Origin of the sequence: Burkholderia sp. lig30, from assembly GCF_000687455.2 — a bacterium.
Lineage (GTDB): Bacteria > Pseudomonadota > Gammaproteobacteria > Burkholderiales > Burkholderiaceae > Burkholderia.
In genome coordinates this window covers 112060-130674 of the sequence record NZ_JGVW01000085.1, presented here as the reverse complement: position 1 = coordinate 130674, position 18615 = coordinate 112060, and the positions used below count along the sequence as shown (strand labels likewise).

12 protein-coding genes are annotated in these 18615 nt (G+C 69.2%); 5 read left to right on the top strand and 7 right to left on the bottom strand.

What is annotated here, in order from left to right; genetic code table 11:
* Positions 1-247: 247 nt before the first annotated feature.
* From LIG30_RS15955 to LIG30_RS15930, 6 genes are all read right to left on the bottom strand, one after another.
* Positions 248-604: an STAS/SEC14 domain-containing protein gene (locus LIG30_RS15955; protein WP_038713562.1), complete on the bottom strand. Its 357-nt coding sequence runs from the start codon at positions 602-604 to the stop codon at positions 248-250.
* Between the two features lie 179 nt (positions 605-783).
* Entirely contained in the window at positions 784-1749 is a 966-nt protein-coding gene (locus LIG30_RS15950) for a DnaJ C-terminal domain-containing protein (protein ID WP_038713561.1), read from the bottom strand.
* Positions 1750-2245: 496 nt separating this feature from the next.
* Positions 2246-3616, bottom strand: a complete 1371-nt coding sequence (gene pelG / locus LIG30_RS15945; RefSeq protein ID WP_038713560.1) for an exopolysaccharide Pel transporter PelG — start codon at positions 3614-3616, stop codon at positions 2246-2248.
* 19 nt (positions 3617-3635) lie between these two features.
* Positions 3636-5294: a GT4 family glycosyltransferase PelF gene (gene pelF / locus LIG30_RS15940; RefSeq protein WP_235510317.1), complete on the bottom strand. Its 1659-nt coding sequence runs from the start codon at positions 5292-5294 to the stop codon at positions 3636-3638.
* 15 nt (positions 5295-5309) lie between these two features.
* Entirely contained in the window at positions 5310-6197 is an 888-nt protein-coding gene (locus tag LIG30_RS15935) for a tetratricopeptide repeat protein (protein ID WP_152986115.1), read from the bottom strand.
* Complete coding sequence (locus LIG30_RS15930; RefSeq protein ID WP_152986114.1) at positions 6184-7635, bottom strand: PelD GGDEF domain-containing protein; 1452 nt, start codon at positions 7633-7635, stop codon at positions 6184-6186. Before LIG30_RS15930 ends, LIG30_RS15935 begins: the two co-directional genes overlap by 14 nt.
* Positions 7636-8344: 709 nt before the next feature.
* On the opposite strand from LIG30_RS15930, the gene LIG30_RS15925 reads away from it, so the two are divergent.
* The 3 genes from LIG30_RS15925 to LIG30_RS15915 are packed head-to-tail and all read left to right on the top strand — an operon-like array spanning position 8345 to position 14052.
* Positions 8345-9556 carry an endo alpha-1,4 polygalactosaminidase gene (locus LIG30_RS15925; protein WP_326973044.1) on the top strand — a complete coding sequence of 404 codons (1212 nt, stop codon included), beginning with the start codon at positions 8345-8347 and terminating at the stop codon, positions 9554-9556.
* A complete protein-coding gene (locus tag LIG30_RS15920) occupies positions 9546-13400 on the top strand; it encodes a tetratricopeptide repeat protein (RefSeq protein WP_038713578.1) in 3855 nt (1284 codons plus the stop codon). The genes LIG30_RS15925 and LIG30_RS15920 overlap by 11 nt, the downstream gene beginning before the upstream one ends.
* Positions 13401-13422: 22 nt before the next feature.
* The gene (locus LIG30_RS15915) at positions 13423-14052 is read left to right on the top strand and encodes a hypothetical protein (RefSeq protein ID WP_051995043.1); all 630 of its coding nucleotides are present in this window, start codon (positions 13423-13425) and stop codon (positions 14050-14052) included.
* Between the two features lie 102 nt (positions 14053-14154).
* Here the strand turns inward: LIG30_RS15915 and LIG30_RS15910 are convergent, their stop codons facing one another.
* Positions 14155-15210, bottom strand: a complete 1056-nt coding sequence (locus LIG30_RS15910) for an endo alpha-1,4 polygalactosaminidase (RefSeq protein WP_235510316.1) — start codon at positions 15208-15210, stop codon at positions 14155-14157.
* A gap of 674 nt (positions 15211-15884) precedes the next feature.
* Here LIG30_RS15910 and LIG30_RS15905 point away from each other — a divergent pair.
* Positions 15885-16865, top strand: coding sequence for a hypothetical protein (locus tag LIG30_RS15905; RefSeq protein WP_038713559.1), 981 nt, complete (start codon positions 15885-15887; stop codon positions 16863-16865).
* A 150-nt stretch (positions 16866-17015) separates the two neighbouring features.
* The gene (locus LIG30_RS15900) at positions 17016-18494 is read left to right on the top strand and encodes a cryptochrome/photolyase family protein (protein WP_038713558.1); all 1479 of its coding nucleotides are present in this window, start codon (positions 17016-17018) and stop codon (positions 18492-18494) included.
* Positions 18495-18615: the final 121 nt, after the last annotated feature.

Genomic DNA, 18615 nt, shown 5'->3' with positions numbered 1-18615 from the left:
TACGATTCGGCAGGCGGGTGGCAGCAATGCCGATTACGTCGGCGTCGAGATGAAGTACGGGTGGTAAGCAGCACGTTACCGCACGGCGAACATGCCTCGTATCACGCAAGAGTCCCGAAGGGAGCCGGCTGCCGCAGGCAGCGGGCGTCCATGTCTGGGGCATTAGACAAGTGCAGGGCATCAATCCCAGGTCATGTCATGCACAATGACGTGCACTCGGACCGCTATGACATCCGCCCCGCGATGTTCAGGCGTTGATCCAGGCCCGCGCCTGTTCCAGCTCGTTGACGTGGAATGCCTTGATTTCGGCCTTCGTAAAGAACCGCGCCAGATGCATCGACGCGTGAATCCAGCCCGCGTCGGCGACCACGGCGGCGCGCGTGATCTTGCGGGCCAGGGGGACGCCGAGCGTCATGTCGGTCCACAGCGCCTTGGGCTCGATGCCGGTGAAATGCTCGATGCGCTCGAGCACGCGAGTCTTGCCGTTCAGTTCAAGATCGCCTCGCATGAGCTCGATGGCTTCGCGCAGCTCGTGGTCGGTGATTTTGCCTTCGACGGATATTTCGATGACCGCGGAATCGGGGTCGGTGTGGTACAGGATCATGGCAGGCCCCCTGGCCAGGGAGACGTTACACGCTCAGGCGCGGATGCGCCTGGCGTTCGATGGTTTTCTTATGCTACTCCTTTCCACGCGCCCGGTTAGGTTGCGAGCACCGGATAAGGTTGGCCGCCCGGGGCGGGGGAAGGCCGCCTCCCGAGCCCGCCGGCTTGACCCATCCCCCATCAAGCCAGGCGCCGACGCTCCGCATCGTCGAACATCTCGCGCAGCCGTTGCCGCTCGTCGTCAGTCAGATGCGACGCCGCGGCCGGGATCGTGAGCGCGAGATGCAGCGTCAGGTCGCCGCGCTTGCCGGAGCGGTCCGTCAGCCCGTGCGCGGGCAGGCGAATCGTGCTGCCGGGCTGCGCGTTCGGCGGAATCTTCACCTTCATCGCGCGGCCCAGAACCTGCGTCTCGACATCGCCGCCGAGCGTGGCCGTCACGAAATCGACCCGAATCTCGTGCGCGAGATTCAGCCCGTCGCGGCGAAACGCGGCGTCGCACAGAATCGCGACGGAGAAGATCGCGTCACCCGCCGGGCCGCCGTTCGGCCCGTGGTGGCCGCCGCCTTTGGCGACGAGGCGCTGGCCGTCCCATGCGCCGGGTGGAACGCTGACGGTCTCCGACTTACGGTAGTTCTCGATGCCGGTGCCGCGGCACGTCCGGCACCCGCCGATCGCCGCCGCGCGCCCCGTACCGGCACAGCGGATGCAGCGCATGCCCGTGACCGTCCGGCCGCTGCCGCTGCAGTTCGCACATTGCGCGACCGTCTTCTGACATTCGGGGCACGGCCTGTTGATCGGGTAGATTGCTGCCACCTCGCCGCCGTGAATCGCGATGTCGAGCGGCACGAAAAGCTCGGACATGCAGTTCGCACCGCGCATCGGCGGCGCGGCGGGATACGTGCGCGGCGGAGCGTGGTTGTCGCGCTGCGCCGGCGGCGCGAACGTCGGCAGTGGTGGCTTCCGCTTGCCGGTCAGGATCTCGAACGCCTCCTGAAGGCGCTTGAACGCCGGCTCGACCGCCGATTCGCGTCCCTTGTTGTGGTCCGGGTGGTACTTCGCTCGCAGCCGTCGGTATGCGCGTTTGATGTCCGCCGGCGATGCGGCGGTCGGTAGCTCCAGCCGGCGATAGTATTCATCGAGGCTCACGCGTTTTCCCCATATTCTTTCTGTTGGCGCAAATCTATCAAGTCGGTGCGGACACGCGTCGTTGCGGACGGGGGAGGCCGTCCGGATGGCGCGCGAACGTTTCCGCCGACTGCGTACCCGGCTGGAACCGCATATTGTGACTCACGAAGGATGCTTCGAGCGGGCCGATCGCCTGATTGGCGCGCGCGCGTCGAGGTCCGGTCGACGCGCGCCGATATGCGTGGTCGATGCCGCCGCCACGGGCATTCGTGGCTTCCGAACATCGCCTGTGCCGTCGGGCCGTGAGCGGCCCCACGGAAAGTCAACTGGTTATCGGCAGTTCATGCCGAAAGCTGAATGGGCGATGAAGCCGGCGGCGGGCAGGCCGAACCGGCATTGCGCGGAACCGGCGCAGAATGGTCATTGTCGCTGCGCCGCGTGTGCTCGCCGGCGAGACCGTGCCGCTCCATGAATGAAGGCAGCGAGTGGCGCGTTTCCGCACGATATGCCCACGCCGTCACTGCAACATGAAAATCTCGTATTCGAGCGTCGCGAGCTTGCGGTCGAGCAACCACATCCCGGCCAGCACGACCACGAGCAGCGCCGCCGCGAAGCCATAGCCGTAGAACACCGGCCCGGCCATCAGCGTGGCGGCCGTCAGGCAGGCATTCAGCACGCAGAACCCGGCGATCAGCGCAAGCGCCGGCTGGCGCCGGTCCAGGTACAGGAAGGTGTTGACGATCGCGAGAAACACCATCTGCAGGCTGGTCGCGATCACCTGCACCGACAGCAGCGGCATGTAGAGCCGCGAGATTCCCATCGCATCGAGCAGCAGCGGACCGGTCGCGAAGACAACCAGCACGGTCACCGCCTGCACCTTGACGATGTCGAACAGCGCGTGGCGCAGCGAGCGCGCCATCGCGCCGTGCGCGTATTCGATCTGCTGCAGCGATCCGCCTTCCCGTATCGCGATGTTGAACGCGCCGTAATCCCGGGCGAACTCGGTCTCGACACGCAGCAGGAACACCGCCATGCCGGGCGTGATCGCCAGATAGGCGAGGAAGATCGGAATGTCGTAGATGACCGATGCGTGCAACGGCCCGATCACCGCCTGTCCGGTGCTCGGCGAGTACCAGAACATGATCTTGTCGATCCAGATGCCGGCGTTGTACAGCAGCCCGATCAGCATCAGCGTCGGGTAGCAGCAATCGCGTCTGAACAGGTCGAACGCGATCATGCGCGTCGCGGAGAAACCGCCGTAGATCCGGCTCAGCAACAGCAGCAGCAGCATGGTCTGGCCGAGCACGAAGCCGTAGAGCAGCCCGTCGAGGCCGAAGCGCCGGAGCCCGACCGCCGCGACCGTCGTCACCGCATAGCCGATGAAGAATGCGCGCAGGATCGCGCTGTACTGCTTGAGCCCCGCGAGAAACACGCCCGCGATCCAGATATCGCAGAGCAGCGCGAATCCGGTGACCATCAGCGCGCCATACAGCCCGCTTTGCGCGCGAAAGAACAGCGTGACGGCCAGCGCGCCGATCGCGGTCGCCGCCGCCGTGACGGTCAGGAGCGCGCCGGTGAAGTTCGGCAGGATCGCGTCGAGCGCCTTGTCGTACAGGCGGTCGCTCGTGAAGCGCGTGAGCGCGAGCTGCATCGGCCCGGTGACGATCAGGCTCGTGGCGATCAGGTAAGTCACCGATACCTGGAAGTCCGACACGATCGCGCTCGGCAGCAGCGGCGACACGCTGAGCAGGCCGACCAGCAGGATGCCGACGATCGACCAGATCCACGGCCCGGCTCCGACGAGCCCGGCGTAGCCGTACGCGTGCAGGATGCCGAGCAGCGTGTTGCGCTTGGCCAGCCGACGCAGCTTGATGCCGATCGCGGACATCGTATCGCTCCCTGTCTGTTTACCTGCGTGCCGCGTGCGGACACGTCGCGGCGGCCCCGCGTGCGAGATCCGGCACCGGCGGGTGACGGTCGGGCGCGCCGGCGAGCGTCGTGTACAGCGCCCGGTACGCGCCGATCATCCGCTCCTGCGAGTAGTAGCGTTCGACGCGCGCGATGCCGGCCTGTTGCGCGGCATGCCACTCGCCGTCGTCGGCGAGCAGCGCGAGCGCCTCGTGCGCAAGCGCCACCGGGTCGGCGATCGGGACCACGCGGCCGGCGGCGCCCAGTGCGGCATCGTCGGCGTCCGCGCCGTAGATCAGCTCGCTGCACGCGCCCACGTCGGTCGTCACGACCGGCACGCCTGCCGCGAACGCTTCCAGCATCGCGAGCGGCAGCGCCTCCGAGATCGAGCTGAGCACCAGCACGCCGATGCGCGGCAGCAGCGCGTCGATGCGCTGCATCCCGAGCAGCTTCACCTTGCCCGCGAGGCCGAGATTGTCGATCAGGTCGTGGCATTCGGCCGCATACGGCGGGTCTTCGTTCTGCGGGCCGGCGATCCACGCTTCGGCGTCCGGCATCGTCTTGATGACGGTCAGCATCGCGCGGATGAAGGTCTTCACGTCCTTGATCGGCACCACGCGGCCGATCAGGCACAGCACCTTGGGCGCGTGCGCGGGCCGTTGCGCGCGCAGCGGCGCGAGGCGGCGCAGGTCGACGCCGTTCGGGATCGTCCGTGTCTTCGGCGCGGGGGCGCCGTCGAGTATCTGGCGGCGGCGGTTGCCTTCGTAGAGCGCGACGATGTCGTCGGCGGCCGCATAGCTCATGCGCCCGAGCGCCTCGAAAAAGCGCGCCCACATCTCGTGGAAGTAGCCGATGTGCGACGCGTCGTATTCGATCAGGTTGCGGTTGTCGTTTATCCAGCGGCTCTGGAACAGCTCGATCTTGCGTTCCTTCGTGTAGATGCCATGCTCGGAGATCAGGAGCGGCCGCCCTTGCCGATGTCGCAGCAGCGTGCCGAGAAAGCCCGCGTAGCCGGTCGACACCGCGTGGTGGAGGCGCACCGGAATCAGCTGCTCGGCGATCCGCGCGAGCCGCCAGAGCGGACGGTGCATCAGGCGCACCGTCCAGAAGTAGTCGGAGAACGACGGGTCGCTGCAGTGCAGGCGGTATTGCTCCGTGAGAAACGTCCACGCCTCGGGGCTGTGTAGGAACTGCGCCTCGCTGAGCTGGTGGATGGACGTCAGGTCGTCCACGACATGACGGATCACCATGTTGTCGAGCGGCACGCCCGACGGTTGCCGGAATTGCGCGTGCAGCTGTGCGACGTGCTCGAATGCGTCGCGATTTCCGGGGACGCCGCGAACGGGCGCGGGTTCGACATCCGGCTCGTACAGGTAGTGATTCTCGAGATGCACGACGTTGGCCGGCAGCGGGTAGGACATCTGCGTGTACTCGTCGGGCGTGCTGCCGAGAAAGCACAGCGCGAACGTGTATTCGGGAAACGCGCGGATGACGTCATGCACCCAGCTCGACACGCCGCCGCTGACATACGGGTAGGTGCCCTCGAGCAGCAGCCCGATATCGGCATGGGCCGCGCGCGGCAGCACGTTGCCGAGCGCGTCGGTCGCGGCGTCCGGCGCATGGCGGGAGGGGGTGTCCAGGCCAGCATCGCGCATCATGATTCGCGTTCCTCTTCACATGGTCCAGTAGGCGGCGGCCGGCGCGAGCAGGTTGGGCGGCACGGGCGGCAGATCGTCGAAGCAGCGCCGCACGGCGGCGTAGTCGCGGCGCAGATACGCGATTTCGGCGAGATAGGGCGCCACGCGCATGCGCGGAAAGCCGCAGACGATCGCCTTTTGCAGCATCGTTTCGGCCTCGTCGAGCCGGTGCGTTTCGAATGCGAGCCGGCCGCGCAGCCGCCACAGCGCGCCGTCGAGCGGACGGAGGCGCAGCGCGTACGATGCGTGCGCGTCGGCCTGTTCGAGCGCATTGCGGTAGACGTCGCCGTCGACGACGCGCGCGTAGATCAGCTCGCCATACAACTCGGCCAGCGTCTTGTCGACCCGGTAGCGCGCGTCGTCCGACAGTGACTGCGCGAGTTTCGAGCGCTCGATCGCGATCTGCTGCGTCACGCGCTTTTCGCACTTGTCGAGCATGCCGTACGCGAGCAGGCGCACGTCGTCGACCGGATCGTTCAGCAGCGCGTGCAGGATCGGGCTGGTCGAGCGCACCGGCATCGACTGCATCGCGACGAGCGCGGTCACGCGCCGGCGGGCGTCGGCCTGACGGTTCAGGAGCCCCGCCCTGACCTGGTGTTCCTGCGCATACGAGACGTTCGCGAGCAGGTGCGGCGCGAACTGCGGCTCGCGTACGAGCGCGATCAGTGCGCGTTCGTCGAGACGCGGGAACGTGAGCGCGCGCAGACGTTCCGCGACGCGCGCGATCGTGCCGGCGATCGACTGCCAGGCGGTGAGGGCGGGGAGCCGCGCGTGCTCGCCTGGTTGCGCCGATGCCCGCAGCGGCGGGGTCGACGGCACGGGCGGCGCGTCGCTCCGTGCCTGGGAAGTGTCAAGCGGCGTCATCGCAGTAGGCCATCAGCTGGCGCAACGCGCCGTCGGGCGCCGCGCCGGTCAGGGAAACCCAGCGCACGGCGACGCGCGCGTCCGCGAAGCCGACGCCGAACTGGTTGCGCACGCTGGATTCGATCAGTTGAAGCTCGGCGTCGACGGCGACGTCGCTGCAAAGCGGCATGATGAAGATCAGCCCGCGCTTGCCGCCGTCACGCACGACCCACCGGACGTGGTAGTCGAGGTTCGTGCGCTCGATGTGCTCGAACATTGCCTGCGCCTGCTTGCTCGCATCGAACATCAGCAGCACGACGGACGACTCGACGCCGCTCTTGCGGCGCAGGTTCGCGAGGCGAGCGTATTCGAGCGCGAAGTCGTACGGACAGTCGGGAAACGCGCGCAGCACGTCGCGCGTGGTCGACGCGTGCCGCACACCGTTCGCGTAATAGCCGCACAGCACGAACATCAGCTGCAGGGTGTTCGCCGTCAGCGCAAGAAATGGCAGTTGCGACACGACCAGAACGCCGACGACTTCCTCGCCGGCGCCGAGCAGCGGCGCGCACGCGATGTAGCGGGTGCGGGCGCGCTCTTTCGTGTCGAGCGACTGGATGTGCGCGAGCGCCAGCTCTTCGAGCGCGGCGACGACGAGCGGGTCGCCGCAATCGAGTTCGAACGGCTCGCCGACGCTCGCCTCGGGCGGTCCGGCCAGCACGCCGTCGCGCAACGCGTAGATTTGTGCCGCCTCGATCTGGCACGCGTGCGCGAGGGTTTCGAGGAAGCGTTGCGCGCCGGGCAGCCTGTCTCCGTCGGCGGGCGAGTCGACGTCGTGCAGCGTGATGTCGCGCAGCCGCGCGAGCGCGTCGCGTAGCGTCGCCGGGCGCATGAGCAGTTCCTGCTCGAGCTGGTCGTGCGACAGCCTGAGCAGGAACTGGTTGTTCGTCAGCACCGACAGGCGTTCGGTCAGGTAGTCGTTCGACACGCGCGCCTGCACGAGCCGGTTCGCCCATGTATCGCTGAACTGGCCCGCGACGAGCATCGTGACGAAGCCGCCGATGAAGTAGTCGCGCGGAAACGCGTCGACGAGCGGCCGGCGGGCGTAGAAGATTACCCATGCGGCGAGCAGGATCGTGCCGCCGCCGATGCCGCCGACGGTGCCGTACCGCAACGCGACGAAAAGCGGCAGCAGCCACAGCCACGGGAACGCCTTCGCGAGCAGCAGCGGGTCGGCGGGCGTGATCACGCGACACAACGCGAGGACGAGCGTGGACAGGAAAAGCGTCTCGAGCGCGACGTAACTCGCCGAGTGCTCGCGAGGCAGCAGCGACGCGAAGCGCGCCGTCTCGGTCAGATGCAGGAAGCGCGAGCGCAGGCGCGCGTGCTGGACTCGCGGACGCTTCGACGGCTCGGCGCCGATCCGCGCATCGAACCGCGTCGATTTAGTCTCAATGGCCATCGATAACCTCGCGCGCCCCCGATGAGTGTCGAACTGTGCGGCCGTCACGCGGGCGGCGGTCGCCTTGTTGTTGTCGTTCCGGTTCACCACGCCGGAGCTGGAAGAATGCTGGTGCCGCCCGTCGGCAACGCAATGCCGGAAACCGGTTGACCGCGCCACGCTCGACACGGGCTCCAGCGAAGATGCAAGGAACGTACCACCGGTATCGCATCCTTGCCGGGGGGGCTCCGGAACGCGCGCCGCACGGCTTCAGGTGCCGATTCCTTCGATATTTGTTTCATCGTTGATACGCCGGAACCGGTATCGGTGCGGCGGCGCGCCGTGATGCCGTTCCGCGTCGTGGCGCGCACGCGCGCACTGCGATGTCGGTCATGCGCATGTGCGGCGGACGGCAAGAGGGGCGACGGCGCGAATGGCCGACGTCCGTTGTGCCTGCAAGGTTGCGCGTGCGAGCGGCGGCGCGTAACAGTTGTGCAACAGCGGCGAAGACCCGGCGCTGGCCTTCGGGAAAACACCCCCGGCGTTTCGTCTTCCTGAGCGGCCGGCGAGCTTGAACTTCGCCGGGTCTTGGTCTATTCCTTCATCCAAGGAAATCGCGCGGCACATGCGCGATCAAACATTCGATCGGGCAACGCGTCGCGTGTGTCGTCGACTGCCGGAAAACGAGCGGCGCTCCGCACCGAGAGAAGGACAACAAAAGAGGTCAGCCATGCAGAGCCGACAGTCGACAGGCCCGGGGGGCATGGTCTTGTTGGGGCGAATCAGGTGGCGCGTCGTCGGCGTGAGGGCGTGCGTCGCATGTCTCGCGCCGCTTTCCGCGCCGGCACAGGCCGCCCAGCTCGACACGCCGTTCGTTCCCGCAGACTCCGCCATCGCCTTGCCGGTGCCGCTTGCCTCGGCGGATGATGCCGCGCGTGCGCCCGCGAACGACGTCGGCGCGAGCGTCGCGCCGATGCCGAGCTTCGCGTTCTACTACGGCGCGCATGTGCCCGTCACCGCGCTGTCGTCGTTCGACAGCGTGGTCGTCGAACCCGACAGCGATTTCGACCCGCGTGCGGCCGACACGTCGCATACCGCATGGCTAGCCTATGTGAGCCTCGGCGAGGTGAGCGCGGCGCGCACGTACTTCAAGGACATCCCGCGCGCGTGGCTGCGCGGCGAGAACCGCGCATGGCGCTCGGCTGTGGTCGACCAGGCAGTGCCGCAATGGCCCGCCTTCTATGTCGAGCACGTGATCGCGCCGCTGTGGGACAAGGGATTCCGCGGCTTCTTCCTCGATACCCTGGATTCCTATCAGATCGTCGCGAAGACCGATGACGAGCGCGCGCGCCAGCGGGACGGCATCGTGGCCGTGATCGACGCGATCAAGGCGCGCTATCCAGGCGCGCGGCTGATCCTGAATCGGGGCTTCGAACTGCTGCCGCGCGTCCACGAGCATGTGTACGCGGTCGCGTTCGAGTCGCTCTATCGCGGCTGGAATCAGTCGCAGCAGCGCTATACGGAAGTGACGCAGGACGATCGCGCGTGGCTGATGGCGCAGGTGGCGGCCGTGAAGGCGTATGGCCTGCCGGTCGTGTCGATCGACTACTGTCCTCCGGCCGACGGCGCGTGCGCGCGCGAAACGGTCGAGCGAATCCGCGCGGCCGGCGTGATTCCGTACGTGACGGGGCCGGCGCTCGACAGCGTCGGCGTCGGCGCGGCCGGCGAGCGGCTGCGCGCGGGCGCCTTCGCGCAGCGCCGCGCGACGCGTGCGGAGCGTTCACCCGCATTCGGCGTCCCGCTCGCCGCACCGCGCAGCGGCCATACGCTAGTGGCCGGTGGAACGGCTGCGCAGGCGGGCCGCGATGTGATGGGGGGGGCTGGCGCGCATGCCGCCGGCCCTGGGCAACGCGTTCACGGGGAAGCCGACTGTGCAATCTGACCGGAAACGACTCATCTCACCGCTCGGCATCGCGGGCTTCGGCGCGGTGGTGGCGCTCTCGCTCGCCGCCGTGTTTCCGCGCGGCACGCTCGAGCGCGCGCTGCTCGAAAGCCGTGAAGCCGATGCGCTGACGGTCGCGTATCTGCGGGCATGGCTGCGGGCCGACCCGAACAACGCGCAGGCGATCGAGCATCTCGCGCGCGAGTACCTGGGCGAGGGCCGGTACGACGATGCCGAGCGGCTCGTCGCGCAGTTGCGCGCGTCGCCCGACGCCGGGATCCGGCAACGGGCGCTGCTGGCTGACATCGGGATCGCGGAGCGGCGTCTTTACGCGTTGCCGGACGGTCACCCGGAGCGCGTCGCGCGCATCGCGCAGCTCGACCTGCTGCTGACCGACGCGGTCGACGGCGTGTGGTCGCCGCAACAGATGCAGGTCCTCGCGATCAAGGCGCTCGCGCTGAACGACGGCGCGCTCGCCGCGCGCTATTACCACCGGCTCGCCGTGCGCGAGCCGGCGCGCGCGACCTATTGGCTCGGCAAGGAGTCGGCCGCCCAGCTCGCGAGCGGCCACTACCGGGAGGCAGCCGACGCGGCATTCGCTGCCAGCGACCGCGCCGCGTCGAAGGGCGAGCGGCGCGCATTCTTCATCGCGGGATTGCGGGCGCTGCAGGGCGGCAACTTCCTCGGCGAGGCGGTGCTCGCCGCGCGCGCGCGCGTCGGCGTGCTCGCGAACGATCCGCGCACGCTGCGATTCCTGATTCAGCTGTCGCTCGCGGCGGGCCGCCCCGATCTGGCTGCCGACTACACGAACCAGCTCGTCAGGCTGCACGCGCGCGGCGCGGACAAGCAGACGGATGCGACGCAGCTGTCGGAGCAACGGCATGCGGCACGCGGGTTCGGCTTCACGTTCGCGGTCTGGCATGTCGGCGCACGGCCGCGCGTGATCCGCGTCGTGCAGGCGGCCGACGCGCCGGCGAACGCGGCGCCGGCGGCCGGCGACGAAGCCGCGCCGTCGGACGACGATCTCGCGTTCAAGGTGTACGTGCAGAACAGCCGTCTGCGCGAGGCGGAGGACGTCGCACGCGGCGCGCTCGCGCGCGATCCCGGCTCGGTGCCCTGGCACGAGCGGCTCGCGCAGGTCGCGACGTGGAACAACCGGCCGCGCGTCGCGCTCGACGCGTACTTCTGGCTCGCGAAGACGCGCAACGACGAGGCGTCGTGGCAGCAGGTGCTGCGGCTCGCGCCTGCGCTTCGCGACGACCGCGCGCTGCTCGCCGCATTGCAGCACGAGCTGGACGAAGGCGGCGCGAAAGCCGATCGCCGCCGTCAGCTCGAATGGATCGACGCGTACATCGCGATCGAGGGGGGCCGCGCCGATCCGGCCGCGGCGATCCGCTTCCTCGCGATGCATGCGCGCGGGCCGTTGCGCGAGCCGGTGCTCGAGCGTATGGCGGCGCTGGCGGAGCGCACCGGCGACGATGCGCTCGCGTTGCGCACCTGGCGGACCCTCGAACACGAATACGGCGCGCGCCCGGCGTACGCGACCAAGATCGCCGTCGCGCTCTACGGGCAGCGGCGCTATGCCGACGCACTCGCCGCGCTCGACGCGGCCAAACCGGCGGCGGCCCCGAACGACGTTCAGTTCTGGCGGCTCTACGCGACGCTCGGCAAGCTTGCCGGGCGTCCGGCGGCCGTCATCGAAGGGTCGCGACATGTGCTGGCGAGCGGCCGCGAGACGCCGACCGACCTCGAGCAGATGATCGACGCGCTCGACGCGCAGCCGCTCGATGCGGGCCGCGTCGCCGAATTCGCGTACCGCCGCACCGGCGAGCTGCGCGATCTTCGCCGCGCGGTGTACTACTACACGCGAGCGGGTGCCTACGAGCGCATCGCGACGTTGCTCGATTCGCTGACGCCCGCGCAGGCGGCGCAGGCGGAGCGCGATCCCGACTACCTGCTGGCGCGTTCGCAGTATTGGCGCTATGTCGGCGAGCCGACCCGCTCGCTCGACGACGTGCGCGCGGTGTTGCGGATCACACCGGACAACGCGAACGCGCAGACCGCGCTGCTGTGGCTGCTGATCGACACGGGCAGCGATGCCGACCTGCGGGCCGCGCTGCGCACCTATCGCGCGCGCGCGACCGGCGACACGCCGCTCACGGCCGCGTACGCGGCCGCCTGGCTGCGCCTCGGCGATGCGCGCGCCGCGCTGCACTTCCTGCGGCTCAACGCGCCGTCGCATCGAACCGATCCGCTGTGGCGGCTCACGGTGGCCGACGCGCTCGAACTGTCCGGTCAGACGGACGAGGCATGGCGGGTGCGGCGCAACGTATGGGCGACGCTGCACCGCGAGCGGATCGACCGGCGCCGGCCGCCACAGCTCACGCAGGACGAATACGACACGGCGCGCGTGCGCTTCATCGCGCTGACTGACCATTTTGCGGGCGGCGACGCGTCGAAGCGCCTGTTGATCGAACTGCTGCGCGCGGACGAGCGTGCGGGCGCGGCGCCATCCACGAAGGCGGCCGCGGATCTGGGCGACCTGTCGATGCTGCCGCCGGCGGACGCGCAGGCGCTGACGCGCAGCAACCAGCGCTATTCGGCCGCCACGCGCGAGGCGGTGCTCGCGTGGAGCCAGTCGCACGACGCGTACGACTTCGAGCGCGACTGGCTCGCGTGGCATTACCTGCAGCGCCTGTCCCAGCCGTCGTATGCGAATGCGGCGCTCGCGCTCGCGGACGACGATCCGGTGGCACTGTCGCGCATGCTGGACGACCCGGCCGATCCGGTGCCGCTGCCGACCCGCGTCGAGGCGGAGCGGCGCGCCGGGCGCATCGGCGCTGCACAACAGGACGCGTTCGACGCGCAGAACCTGTTGCCCGACAACGATGCGATGCATGCGACGCTGGTCGACACGATCCTGCCGACCGCGCAGGCGATCGCGCCCGGGTTCCGCTACCTGCAGACGGGGCCGCTGACGTTCGTCGAGAGCAGCATCGGCGCGGGCGTCCGCATCACGCCGACGCTCGCGTTTGCGTTCCGCTACGTCGATCGCGCGCAGCACGGCGACGATTCGATGCCCGGCGTGCCGGGGAAGGACCGCAACTTCGAGGCGGTGCTGCGGCGCTACGGCGCGATCGACCGCGAGGCGCTCGTGGTCGGGCGCCGCGACGCGCTGCGCGACGTGACGACGGTACGTGCCGAGGGCGCGCTGTTCGAGGGCAGGCCGCTCAGTTTCACGTTCTCGCTCGGGCGTAACCAGGAAGCGACCGAATCGTCGCAGCTGCAGGTCGGCGGCGTGAAGGACAACGCGGTCGCCACGGTCGCGTTCCAGCCCGACCCGCACATCTTCACGCGGGCGCGGGTCGAATATGCGCGCTTCTACGGACAGGACCGCTCGTATCTCGGGCACGGGACGCTGGTCACGGCCGACGCGGGCTACAAGCTGCGCGTCAGTTACCCCGACTACACGATCCGGCTCGCGGTCACGCACGGCGAATACACGGCGAACGGCTCGCCGGGCGCGTTGCTGCGGCGGCTCGTGCCGATCGGCGAGCCGTTGAGCGGGTCGCAGTTCGTGCCGCAGTCGTTCACGCAGGTCGCGCTGCTCGGCGGCTTCGGCAACGGCCTGCTCGACGGCTACTCGCGCGGCTGGCGGCCGTTCCTCGAGGTCGGCCCGTTGTACGACTCGCATGCGGGATGGGGCGAACGCGTGACGGCGGGCGTCGTCGGTAGCGTGTTCGGCGCCGACCAGCTCGGCCTCTACGTGACGCATGCGAGTGCGTCGCAGAACCATTCGACGCCTGTGACCGAAGTCGGTATCCGCTACCGCTGGATGTTTTGAACCGGAAACCAAGGAGAGCGAAATGAAAGAGAGCGCATCGCCACGACAAACATCGAGGCCGGCGCGGTCCGGCCGGATCGCGCGCCGCTGGTGCGCGGTGCTGGCCGCGGCGGGCGCGCTGCTCGCCGGCTGCGCGCAGATCGACGCCGGGCCGGTCTCGCCGTTCGAGGCGGGCGGCGGCAACCGCGACCTGCGTTTCGCGAACACGAGCTGGGCGGTCCTGCCGATCGAGAACAACACCGAGACGGCCAACGCCGGGCAGCGCGCCGCGTCGATCGCCGCGGGATTCCTGCGCGCGCAGGGCTACACGGACGTGCGCGAATACCGCGCGCCGGATGGCGGCGACGGGATGTTCATGGATTGGACGGGAGCGGACCTGGGCAAGGCGAAGGCGTGGGCCGCCAGCAACCATCTGCGCTACGGCCTGACGGGCGCGGTGAACGAATGGCGCTACAAGGTGGGGGTCGACGGCGAGCCGGCGATCGGCATCGCGCTGCAGATCATCGACCTGCAAACCGGCGCCGTGGTCTGGAGCGGCACCGCGAGCCGCACCGGCTGGAGCCGGGATGCGGCGACGAGCGTCGCGCAGGGCCTGGTCCGGCAACTGCTGACGCCCGTCGTCGGGTCCGGCGACAAGCGCGCGAGCTCGTAACGTGCGCGCGGCGGCCCGGGCATTGCGCGCGGGCCGCCGGCAGGGACGGCGCGGTGCGCGCCGTCCGGAGCCGTCACGCGCGTGCGGCGCGTGACGCGGGACTCAGAAGCCCCAGTAGCACACGACGCCCTGGCCGGCGCTCGCGTCCGACACGTACGGCGAGAAACCGTGCGAGCGGCTCGAGCTGTACGCGCTCCACGCGTCGGTCGTGTCCGAGCAGGTGCCGACGTAGTCGACCGTCGCGATCCAGAACGGGTTGCCGCCCGGATGCAGGTTCATGCTCTTCCAGTTCAGCAGCTCGGTTTCAGCCTGGCTGTCGTAGGTCGGCTTGTAGACCTCTTCGTGCGCGACGCCGTCGAGCAGGCTGCTGAACGGCACGCCACCCGTCGTCCCGAGGCGCGTCACGTTGCTCGTCGCGTTCTGCATCACGATCAGCATCTTCGGATACTTCTGGCGCAGCTTGCGCACGAGGTCGAGGCCGCCCTGGGAACATGCCGCGTCGCACGGGCCGTTGCTGGTCGACGTGCCGTGCTCGACGATTTCCAGGTTGTCGAGGTAGAAGCCGTCCGCGCCCTGCGCGACGAGACGCGGCGCGACGTAGTTGACGATCAGGTTCTGGTAATCGGCGTTGCCGACGTTCATCCACGTCTCGTCCGAATAGCCCTGGTACGAGCCGAGTTGCGCGGCCTTGTTCGCGCCGCACGACACGAAGCCGCTCGGCACCTGGTTCCAGTAGCCGCGCCAGTGTTCGCACGAGCCGAGGTTCAGGTAGCTCAGCACCTTGTTCTGGCCGTTGTTCTTCAGCGTCACGACGTCGCTCGGCGCGAAGTTGCCCGTGTCCGGATCGAGGTCGATGTCCATGATGCGGAACGTGTTGGCGACCTTGGACAGGCTGCCGAGCGTCGATGCATCGCCGTAGTAGGTCATCCACGGGCCGGAGACCGGGAAGCCGGGGCCGCTCGACACCGTCGCGGTCGAGCCCGAGGTCGTGCCGGACGTCGTGCCGCCGGAGGAGGTGCCCGACGAGGTCTTCGTGCGGCTCCACAGCGCGCTGGCGTTGACGCTCGCGGCGGGCTGGCTGCCGCCATTGTCGCCGCCGCAGGCGGACAGGATCACGGGCACGATCAGGGAGAGGACTAACGGGGCAATTCTTCGCATCGGTTTATTCCAGGTTAGGTTCGGGTTGCGACGGACACACAACCGGGGTCCGCTCGACGCAAAGCCGGGCCAAGGCAGGACGCGCGCGCAAAGCCGCGTTCCGCCCGCATCCGGGGCTGCTGTCGAGGGGATGAAAAAGCGACGTACGATGGACTGTCCGCTGCGCGGACGGGATCGAACGCTTGGCGGCTTTGGACACCGCCAACTCTCCACCGCCGCGACCGAGCGTTCGGCGCGCGCCGGCATCAGGGAGAGATCGATGTTGTTATTGATAAGACCAATCGATAATTAAATCTGATGATTTAAATCAATTGGAAACAAACTCTAACCGAGTGAAATCGAGAGGCTGTAACGAGTTGTATGGCGCGTAACAGGCAGTAAGTGCGGCGGCGGGCGGCGATTTGCGCGGGCACCGCGTGGACACGGTGCTGTCCGCGCGAAGCTTCAGGTATCGCTTGAAGATCGGAGGTTTACTGCTCGTTACGGTTTGGCGAGATGGGGCCGTTACATATTGGCCAGTGGGGTCGGAGTCCCGGCGCACGCGGCGTTATGTCCCCAACTGCGGTCTCCGGAAGCGCGCGAGGCGCGCGCGTGCCCTGGGCGGCACGCGGCGTCTGGACGGCGCTCGCGCGGTGTCCGACACTGATGCATTCGGGAACCGGAGGGCGCAAACCATGCAGGCAATCGAGGGCGTGCGGCACTTCTACGTATTCAACGGAGATGCCGACGGCCTGTGCGCGCTACAGCAGTTGCGGCTGGCAAACGGGCCGCACGGCACGCTCGTCACCGGTGTGAAGCGCGACGTGCGGCTGCTCGCGCGTGTCGACGCGTACGCGGGCGATCGCGTGACGGTGCTCGACGTGTCGCACGACCAGAATCGCGACGCCGTCGCGCGGCTGCTGCGCGACGGCGCGGCGGTGCGCTATTTCGACCATCACTTCGCCGGTGAACTGCCGGACGATCCCGGTTTCGACGCGCACATCGATACGGCGCCGGAGGTCTGCACGAGCCTGCTCGTCAACCGCCACCTGGGCGGACGCCACGCGCGCTGGGCGGCGGTTGCCGCGTTCGGCGACGAACTGCCGGGGCAGGGCGCGGCGCTCGCGCGTGCGCACGGTGCGCGCGAAGCCGAGGTCGCGACACTCGCGGAATTGGGGCTGTACCTGAACTACAACGCGTACGGCGAGTGCATCGACGATCTGCATTTCGATCCCGCGGCACTGGCCGAGGCGATGCTGCCGTGCGTCGATCCGCTCGACTTCGCACGCGGTTCGGGTGTGTTCGCGGCATTGCGCGACGGTTACCGGGACGACATGGCATGCGCCCGCGCGCTGCGTCCGCTGCGAGACGTGCCGGGCGCGACGCTGATCCGGATGCCGGATCAGGCATGGGCGCGGCGCGCGAGCGGGATGCTGGCCAACGAGCGCGTGCGCGGCCAGCCCGGCAGCGCGCTAGCCGTGCTGTCGCCGCGCGCCAGCGGCGGGTTCGTCGTCAGCGTGCGGGTGCCGGACGGGCGGGCGCTCGGCGCCGACGATTTCTGCCGTCAATTTCCGACGGGCGGCGGCCGCAAGCGCGCGGCCGGCATCAACCATCTGCCGGCGCACGCGTTCGACGCGTTCGCCGCGCGTTTCGAAGCGGCGTTCCGGCTACGCTGACGCGGGCGCTCGCGCGGGCCGTCCGGCGACGCCATGCGCCGCCGCCTGCGCGGCCGTGGCACGCCATCGACAGCTCCGGGCCCGCTCGTCACAATACGCGTCGTTTCCCGTTTCCCGTTTCCCGTTTCCCGTCTCGCAGTCGAGGTGTGTGTGGCAGACCTGCCGTCCGTTTCTCCCGCGATCGTCTGGTTTCGCGACGATCTTCGCCTGACCGACCAGCCCGCACTGATGCGCGCGGTGGAGTCGGGACGGCCGCTGATCTGCGCGTACGTCGACGATGCCGGCGACGACGCAGGGCGTCCGCTGGGCGGCGCGGCTCGCTGGTGGCTGCATGCGTCGTTGCGTGAACTGGACGCGTCGCTCGCGCGGCACGGCGGCCGCTTGCTGCTGCTGCGCGGCGCCGCGCAGCGCGAGATCGAGCGTCTCGCCGTCGAGACGGGCGCGGCGGCGGTCTACTGGAATCGCCGCTACGCGCTGCCGCACCGCGATGCCGACCGGGCGCTCAAGGTGACGCTGAAGGCGCAGGGGCGCGTCGTCGAAAGCTGTAACGGCGGCCTGCTGAACGAGCCGTGGGAGGTGCTGACCGAAGCGGGCACGCCATTCAAGGTCTTTACCGCGTACTGGCGCGCGGCGCGCCGGCGCGGCATGGTCGCCGCGCCGCTGCCCGAGCCCGGGCGGATTGCGTTTTTCCCGTGGCCGAACGATGTGCGCGAGCGCGCGGTCGCGCTCGATGCACTGGCGCTCGAGCCGCGCGCGCCCGATTGGGCCGGCGGGCTGCGCGACGCGTGGCCCGAGCCCGGCGAAAGCGGCGCGCTGCGGCAGCTGACCCGTTTCGTCGGGGCTGGGCTGGCCGGCTACGCGGACGCGCGCGATCGGCCGGACCGGCCGGCGACGAGCCGTCTGTCGCCCTACCTGCGCTTCGGCAACCTGTCGCCGCGGCAGGTCTGGCATGCCGCCCAGGCCGAGGCGCGGGCGGACGGCGCGGCGGTCGCCGGCGACGCGGACAAGTTCCTGAGCGAGCTGGGCTGGCGCGAATTCAGCTACGCGATGCTGTATCACTTTCCCGCGCTGGCGACGCGCAACTTCCGCGCACAGTTCGACGCGATGCCGTGGCGCCGGGATCCCGCCGCGCTGCGCGCGTGGCAGCGCGGCCGCACCGGCTACCCGCTCGTCGACGCCGGGATGCGCGAATTGTGGGCGACCGGCTGGATGCACAACCGTGTGCGGATGGTCGTCGCATCGTTCCTCGTCAAGCACTTGCTGATCGACTGGCGCGCCGGCGAGGCGTGGTTCTGGGATACGCTCGTCGACGCCGACCCCGCGAACAACGCGGCGAGCTGGCAGTGGGTCGCCGGATGCGGCGCGGACGCCGCGCCGTATTTCCGCATCTTCAATCCGGTGCTGCAAGGGCGGACGTGCGATCCGCACGGCGCGTACGTCCGGCGCTGGGTGCCGGAGCTGGCCGCGCTCGACGACACGGCGATCCACGCGCCCTGGACCGCGTCGCCGCCGCAGCTGGCCGCCGCCGGCGTGCGGCTTGGCGTCGACTATCCCGAGCCGATCGTCGATCACGGCGCCGCGCGGCGTCGCGCGCTCGACGCGTTGGCGGGGCTGCCGAAGGGGCGCTGAGCGCGCGGCCGGCGGCGGATGCCGGGGCCGATGTCTTCGGCGTGCAAATCGAGTACCTTCTCGCATGCAGCCTTTCGACAACGACGAAGAAGGAGCCGGGCAGCCGGCTCGTGGCGGGAGA